A 6,912-nucleotide genomic window follows, 5' to 3' on the forward strand; every position below is an offset into this window, starting at 1 on the left:
TGATCGAGATCAAGAACGTCAGCAAATGGTACGGTGACTTCCAGGTGCTCACCGATTGCACAACCGACGTCAAGAAAGGCGAAGTGGTGGTGGTGTGCGGCCCGTCCGGCTCCGGCAAGTCCACGCTGATCAAGACCGTCAACGCGCTGGAGCCGTTCCAGAAGGGCGAGATCTTCGTCGACGGCGTGTCGGTTGGCGACCCGAAGACCGACCTGCCGAAACTGCGTGCCCGCATCGGCATGGTGTTCCAGAACTTCGAACTGTTCCCGCACCTGTCGATCACCGAGAACCTGACCATCGCGCAACAGCGCGTGCTCGGCCGCAGCAAGGACGAGGCGATGCAGAAGGGCATGCACTACCTCGACCGCGTCGGCCTGAAGGCGCACGCCAATAAGTTTCCCGGCCAGCTGTCCGGCGGCCAGCAGCAGCGCGTGGCGATCGCCCGCGCGCTGGCGATGGACCCGATCGCGATGCTGTTCGACGAACCGACGTCGGCGCTGGACCCGGAGATGGTCAACGAGGTGCTGGACGTGATGGTGGAGCTGGCGCACGAAGGCATGACCATGATGTGCGTGACCCACGAGATGGGCTTCGCGCGCAAGGTGGCCAACCGCGTGATCTTCATGGACCGCGGCGCCATCGTCGAGGACTGCGAGAAGGAGGAGTTCTTCGGCAATATCGACGCCCGTTCCGAGCGTGCGCGCCAGTTCCTGTCCAAGATCCTGGCGCACTGAGCAAAAGGTTGGCCGCAGCCGTTGCGGCCAACGTTTCACATGGAACGCCACCCTTGCAGCTAATGCGATTCAGTTGAGTTTTTGACTTGTGACTGTTGCTCAATAACACCACAAGAATATTAAGAAAACCGCCATGCTCCAGTTTTGGAGCGGAGCGGTTTTCTTCTTAACTGATCAGCATTGCTCTTGTGGTGGCGTTTTTCTTGCACTATTGGAAATAGGAACTGCATGCGTCTACGCCAAGTCGAAATTTTCCAGGCGATTTTACAGACAGGTTCGCTCAGTGCCGCAGCGGAGCTGCTGTGTATTTCTCAGCCGGCAGTCAGCAAAACCTTGATGCATGCAGAACAGCAACTGGGTTTTGCCCTATTCGAGAGAGTGAAGGGTAAGCTTTACCCTACACCAGAGGCGGTACTGCTACAAAAAGAAGTCGGGGTATTGTTTGACGACCTACAGCGGGTAAAGCGTCTGGCTAATGGTCTTCGTCACAAGCATGGTCGGCCGCTGCAATTAGAGGTGACTCCGGCATTGGCCCAGTCATTACTGCCGAAAGTGCTGACAGTGTGGCGTAAGGAGTTTCCTGATGTGCAGTGTTCACTGGCTACGCATCACACAGCAGAAATCGTTCAGCGCTTATGCCTGCATGAGGCAGATCTTGGTTTGACCATGCAGCGCGTGAATCACCCAGGGATTGTGCTTCAGCCATTGGCAAGTGGTTATCTTAGTGCGATAGCGCAGACAGGATGGTGGTCTTCGGCGGAGTTGGAACAAGATCTCCCGGTACAGGCGTTGCATGGCATTCCATTTGTCGGTTTGAACCGGAACGACATGCTGTGGTCGGAGCTATCGTTGTTACTGGATAACCATGGTATCTCGCCACAGGTTTTGACAACGGTGCAGACGTACCAGTTAGCCTGTGATCTCGTAGCGCAGGGACATGGGTTATCAGTTGTCGATCCATTTACGGCCAATAGTCAGCAGAATACAGGTATCCAGAGGCGGGTAATCGTGCCCAAGATTCCAGTGTGTTTATACGCTATGCATGCGATCGACTCTCCCTTGGCATTCCCGGCCCAAAAACTGATCGGATTGCTAAGGGAAACTGTCCGTTCTATGGGGTTTGTGTTGGTTGAATGATCTGAAAAACGTTGTATGAATTCAAAAAATGGGGTTGGTGCACAGTGTCAAACTGTTTACCAACCCCATTTCCCATGTGATCTGTCCCCTTAGTGCTTTGTTGCCTGATGGGTTATGCAGTCAATAGTCTTACTTCTGGTTATACCTACTTATCATTTTTTCAGTCGCCCCACTACCGCCTCTCTTGTAGATTGATCTCAACAACTACTTCCCCTGAGAAAGGGCGTGGCGATGAGTCAACATGTTTGTGTGATTGGTGGAGGGGTAATCGGGCTGTCTACTGCCTACGCCTTGGTGCGGGATGGTTTCACGGTGACCTTGCTGGAAGCTGGCGATGGGACCGCACTTGGTACCAGCTTCGCCAATGGCGGGCAGTTGAGCTATCGCTACGTCTCGCCGCTTGCTGATGCTGGCGTGCCACTCAAGGGCATCCAGTGGATGCTGTCCGGTGATGCGCCGTTGCAGTTGCGCTTACGACTCGACCCAAAACAATGGCGCTGGCTGTGGCAATTTCTCGCCGCTTGCCGCCGCTCGGTTAACCAAGCCAATGGCGCGCATCTGCTGCGGCTCTCGCTTCTGAGTCAGCAGACGCTTGGCCTGTGGCAGAGCCGAGATGGCTTGACCGATTTCAGCTGGCGCGAAAATGGCAAACTGGTGGTCTACCGTTCGGCCGCTGGTTTCGCCGGCGCGGCCCGCCAGTTGCTGGATCCTCAGCAACAAGTGCTAACGACCGCTGATTGTCTGCAGTTAGAGCCGGCACTGGAGCATGTGGCGGGTCAATTGGCGGGTGGCGTCTTCACTCCCGGTGACGCCGTTGCCGATTGCTATCAGTTCTGTCTGCGATTGCAGGAGAAGCTGCAGCAGTCGGGACGCTGCACGCTGCTAACCGGGCAGCGAGTTACACATTTCCGGCACCGTGGCACAACCCTGCTGGCTGCCTGTACCGACAATGCGGAGCATTGCGCTGACAAATTCGTGCTGGCAACCGGTTGGGCCAGTCAGCCGCTGCTCGCTCCATTCGGCATCAACCCGCTGATTTATCCGCTTAAAGGTTACAGCTTGACCCTGCCTGTGTGCGGTAGCCACACCGCACCAGACATCAGTGTGACGGATTTTGAGCGTAAGACGGTCTACGCCCGGCTCGGCGATCGGCTGCGCATCGCCGCCATGGTTGACATCGTCGGCTACGACCACAGCCTGCCCACGGGCCGGCTCACCAGTTTGCGGCGTATCGCCAGCGAGACCTTCCCCCATGCCGGTGACTTTGTCCGTGCAGAGCCTTGGGCTGGCCTGCGCCCGGCCACACCGACCGGCTTGCCGGTGCTGGGTGCTAGTTCGCTATCTAATCTGTGGCTCAACCTCGGTCACGGCGCGCTAGGGTTCACGCTGGCTGCAGGGAGTGCGCGTCTGTTGAGTGAGCTCATCTCCGGTCGTCAATCCAGCATCAACATGCACGCGTTCGCACCGTCGAGCGCACGCTGAAGCCGTCCTACCCCCTACTGGAGTTTTGCCATGACGATTTCCCGTATCAACAGTAACCCCCGCCTGTCCGATGCCGTGGTGTTCGGCCAACTGGTGTTTTTGTCCGGACAGGTGCCGAGCGATCGTACGCAGGATGCCCGGGGCCAGACGCGCGAGGTGCTGGAAAAGATTGACCGGCTGCTCGCCACCGTGGGCAGCGACCGCGCACATATCCTGTCAGCCACTCTCTGGTTGAAGGATATTGCCCGTGACTTCGCGGCAATGAACGAAGAATGGGTGGCTTGGCTGCCACAAGGCGCCAGTCCGGCCAGAGCAACCAGTGAGGCGAATCTGGCCTCTCCTGATGTATTGGTGGAGATCATGTTGACCGCCGCCGTCATTTCCCCGCAAGACCAATAACAACACCTTGTCCATAAAGGAGAATTTCCATGTCCCAATACTTTACCCGCACCCTTCTTGCCGGCTGCCTTGTTTCCGGCGTCATGACTACTCCAGCCATGGCCGCTGAACAGGTGGGTACCCTGCAAAAAATCAAAGAGTCAGGGGTGATCGTCCTGGCTTACCGCGACGCGTCGATTCCTTTCTCCTACCTTGACAATAACCAGCAACCAATCGGCTATTCGGTAGATCTGGCTAACAAGGTGGTAAATGCGGTCAGAAAAGAACTGAAAATGCCTGGCATCAAGGTTCAGTACAACCTGGTGACCTCGCAGACGCGCATTCCGTTGGTACAGAACGGCACCGTGGATCTGGAGTGCGGATCCACCACCAATAATCTGGAGCGTCAGAAACAGGTCGACTTCTCGCTGGGCTTTTTCCTGGTGAAAGGCCAACTGCTGGTCAGAAAAACCTCCGGTATCAAGGACTTTGCCGACCTGAAGGGCAAAAACGTGGTGACCACCGCCGGCACCACCAACGAACGACTACTCAAGGCCATGAACGCCGATCGACAAATGGGGATGAGCATTATTGCGGCAAAAGATCATGGTGAAGCATTCATGATGCTGGAATCAGGTCGGGCCGCAGCGTTCTACATGGATAACCCGCTGCTGTACGGTGAGATGGCCAAAGCCAAGGTTCCGGGGGACTGGATGGTAACCGGCCAGCCGCAGTCGTTTGAGAGCTACGGCTGCATGCTGCGCAAGGGCGATCCGGCATTCAAGAAGGTGGTTGACGATGCATTGCGTAGCACCTACAAGTCCGGCGAGATCAATCAAATATATGCCAAGTGGTTCATGAGTCCGGTGCCGCCAAAAGGCCTGAACCTGAACTTCCCTATGGCCAATGAGCTGAAGGCGTTTCTGAAGAACCCCTCCGACAAGCCGTCCGAGCAGTTGTAATCGGGGTTGATATCAATAGAGATGGTAGCGGGGCGGCCCCCTCCCCGCTGGCTGAATAAATAAAGGAGAGACTTCCATGATCCCCACCCTTCTACGGCGTGGCGGGCGGCTGAGTATTGCCGCTGCCTTGCTCACTGTTTCTGTCTTGGCTTGTGCCAAGGGCAACATCGTCATTCTCGCGACTGGCGGTACGATCGCAGGTTCCGGCGCCAGTTCGGCCAACAGCGCTTCCTATCAATCAGCGAAAGTCGCGGTGGATCAGCTGATCGCTGCCGTGCCGGAGTTGCAGAATGTGGCCAGTGTGCGCGGTGAGCAGGTGTTTCAGATCGGCTCGGAGAGCTTCAACAACGAGCGCCTGCTGCAACTGGGCAAGCGCGTCTCGGCATTGCTCAAGCAGAACGATGTGGACGGTGTGGTGATTACGCATGGCACCGATACGCTGGAAGAAACGGCGTACTTTCTCAATCTGGTGATCCCAAGCACCAAGCCGGTCGTGGTGGTCGGTTCGATGCGTCCCGGCACAGCCATGTCGGCCGATGGCAAATTGAACCTGTACAACGCAGTATCCCTCGCGGTCAGCCCAGACGCCCGCGGCAAGGGGGTTCTGGTCAGCATGAACGATGAGATTCACACCGCACGGGACGTGGCCAAATCGGTCAACATCAAGACCGAGGCATTCAGGAGTCCGTGGGGTCCGCTTGGGTTGGTGGTTGAAGGCAAAAACTACTGGTTCCGTGCGCCGGTCAAGCGACATACCACTGCTTCGGAGTTCAATATTGACCGCATCGAGAAACTGGCGTCAGTCGAGGTGGTGTATGGCTACGGCAATATGAACGAGCAGGCCTATCGTGCCTACGTGGGCAATGGTGCTGCAGCGATTATCCACGCCGGCACTGGTAACGGTTCGGTCGCCAGCCAGATCGTGCCGGTACTGCAGGAACTACGCGGCAAGGGTGTGCAGATCATCCGTTCAAGCCGGGTGACAGGGGGTGGTTTTGTGTTGCGCAATGCTGAGCAGCCGGATGACAAGTATGACTGGATCGTCGCTCATGACTTCAATCCCCAGAAGGCGCGTATCCTCGCCGCCGTGGCCATGACGCGCACGTCGGATAGCAAGGAATTGCAACGTATTTTCTGGGAGTACTGAGCGAGACAGGGGCTGTCCAGAACAGCCGGTCTCTGAAGAGTGGACCGGGTGGCAACACCCGGCAACCCGCTCCCGGAGGGGCGCTGCTGGCGCCCCTTTTCTTTTGGAGAAGTCAATGAATTACAACTGGGACTGGAACATCTTCTTCAAGTCCACAGGCATCGGCAGCGAAATCTACCTCAACTGGTTCGTCTCCGGTCTGGGCTGGACCATCGCGGTGGCGCTGGTGGCCTGGATCGCGGCGCTGGCCATCGGCTCGGTGCTGGGCGTGATGCGCACCCTGCCGGGCAAGGTGCTGCCGGCGATTGCCACCGCCTACGTCGAGCTGTTCCGCAACGTGCCGCTGCTGGTGCAGCTGTTCCTCTGGTATTTCGTGGTACCGGACTATCTGCCGGAAGCGACGCAGGTCTGGTTCAAGCAGGACCTGAACCCGGCGACCTCGGCCTATATCTCGGTGGTGGTGTGTTTGGCGCTGTTTACCGCGGCACGGGTGTGCGAGCAGGTGCGCACCGGCATCCAGGCGCTGCCCCGTGGCCAGAGTGCCGCCGCGCTGGCGGTCGGTTTCAGCATCGGGCAGACCTATCGCCACGTGCTGCTGCCGCAGGCGTTCCGCATCATCATCCCGCCGCTCACCAGCGAGTTCCTCAACATCTTCAAGAACTCCTCGGTGGCGTCGCTGATCGGCCTGATGGAGCTGCTGGCGCAGACCAAGCAGACCGCGGAATTCAGCGCCAACATCTTTGAGGCGTTTACCCTGGCCACGGTGATCTACTTCGTACTCAACATGAGCCTGATGGCGCTGATGAACCTGGTCGAGAAGAAAGTACGCATTCCCGGCATGATGGGAGGGGCCAAATAATGGATTTCAGCCAGATTATCCCGTCGTTGCCCAGCCTGTGGGACGGCATGAAGCTGACGCTGCAGCTGCTGGCGCTGGCGGTCGCGGGCGGCATCGCCCTCGGCACCGTGCTGGCACTGGCGCGCATGTCCAACAGCGCCGTGCTGTCCGGTTTCGCCAAGGCCTACGTCAACTACTTCCGCTCCATCCCGCTGCTGCTGGTGATCACCTGGT

General features: G+C 57.7%; 8 protein-coding genes. All 8 read left to right on the top strand.

What is annotated here, in order from left to right; genetic code table 11:
- The first annotated feature begins 2 nt into the window (after positions 1 to 2).
- Positions 3 to 734 carry an amino acid ABC transporter ATP-binding protein gene (locus IE100_RS16250; protein ID WP_189375641.1) on the top strand — a complete coding sequence of 244 codons (732 nt, stop codon included), beginning with the start codon at positions 3 to 5 and terminating at the stop codon, positions 732 to 734.
- 228 nt (positions 735 to 962) lie between these two features.
- Positions 963 to 1,871 (top strand): LysR family transcriptional regulator, encoded by a 909-nt coding sequence (locus IE100_RS16255; RefSeq protein ID WP_189375643.1) that lies wholly within the window; start codon positions 963 to 965, stop codon positions 1,869 to 1,871.
- A 231-nt stretch (positions 1,872 to 2,102) separates the two neighbouring features.
- Positions 2,103 to 3,353 (top strand): D-amino acid dehydrogenase, encoded by a 1,251-nt coding sequence (locus IE100_RS16260; RefSeq protein WP_189375644.1) that lies wholly within the window; start codon positions 2,103 to 2,105, stop codon positions 3,351 to 3,353.
- A 30-nt stretch (positions 3,354 to 3,383) separates the two neighbouring features.
- Entirely contained in the window at positions 3,384 to 3,752 is a 369-nt protein-coding gene (locus IE100_RS16265; RefSeq protein WP_189375646.1) for a RidA family protein, read from the top strand.
- Positions 3,753 to 3,781: 29 nt separating this feature from the next.
- Positions 3,782 to 4,693 carry a glutamate/aspartate ABC transporter substrate-binding protein gene (locus IE100_RS16270; RefSeq protein WP_189375648.1) on the top strand — a complete coding sequence of 304 codons (912 nt, stop codon included), beginning with the start codon at positions 3,782 to 3,784 and terminating at the stop codon, positions 4,691 to 4,693.
- Positions 4,694 to 4,769: 76 nt separating this feature from the next.
- Positions 4,770 to 5,840 (top strand): asparaginase, encoded by a 1,071-nt coding sequence (locus tag IE100_RS16275; RefSeq protein WP_189375650.1) that lies wholly within the window; start codon positions 4,770 to 4,772, stop codon positions 5,838 to 5,840.
- A 115-nt stretch (positions 5,841 to 5,955) separates the two neighbouring features.
- Positions 5,956 to 6,699, top strand: a complete 744-nt coding sequence (locus tag IE100_RS16280; protein WP_189375652.1) for an amino acid ABC transporter permease — start codon at positions 5,956 to 5,958, stop codon at positions 6,697 to 6,699.
- Positions 6,699 to 6,912 (top strand): ABC transporter permease subunit (locus tag IE100_RS16285; RefSeq protein WP_189375639.1); only part of this gene is annotated, 214 nt, incomplete at its 3' end. The genes IE100_RS16280 and IE100_RS16285, both read left to right, overlap by 1 nt.

It is taken from the genome of Vogesella alkaliphila (genome assembly GCF_014652475.1).
GTDB classification, from domain to species: Bacteria; Pseudomonadota; Gammaproteobacteria; order Burkholderiales; family Chromobacteriaceae; genus Vogesella; species Vogesella alkaliphila.

Coding starts and splice junctions, on each gene's coding strand:
- IE100_RS16255 (WP_189375643.1), top strand. CDS start 963: ATGCGTCTACGCCAAGTCGAAATTTTCCAGGCGATTTTACAGACAGGT.
- IE100_RS16260 (WP_189375644.1), top strand. CDS start 2,103: ATGAGTCAACATGTTTGTGTGATTGGTGGAGGGGTAATCGGGCTGTCT.
- IE100_RS16265 (WP_189375646.1), top strand. CDS start 3,384: ATGACGATTTCCCGTATCAACAGTAACCCCCGCCTGTCCGATGCCGTG.
- IE100_RS16270 (WP_189375648.1), top strand. CDS start 3,782: ATGTCCCAATACTTTACCCGCACCCTTCTTGCCGGCTGCCTTGTTTCC.
- IE100_RS16275 (WP_189375650.1), top strand. CDS start 4,770: ATGATCCCCACCCTTCTACGGCGTGGCGGGCGGCTGAGTATTGCCGCT.
- IE100_RS16280 (WP_189375652.1), top strand. CDS start 5,956: ATGAATTACAACTGGGACTGGAACATCTTCTTCAAGTCCACAGGCATC.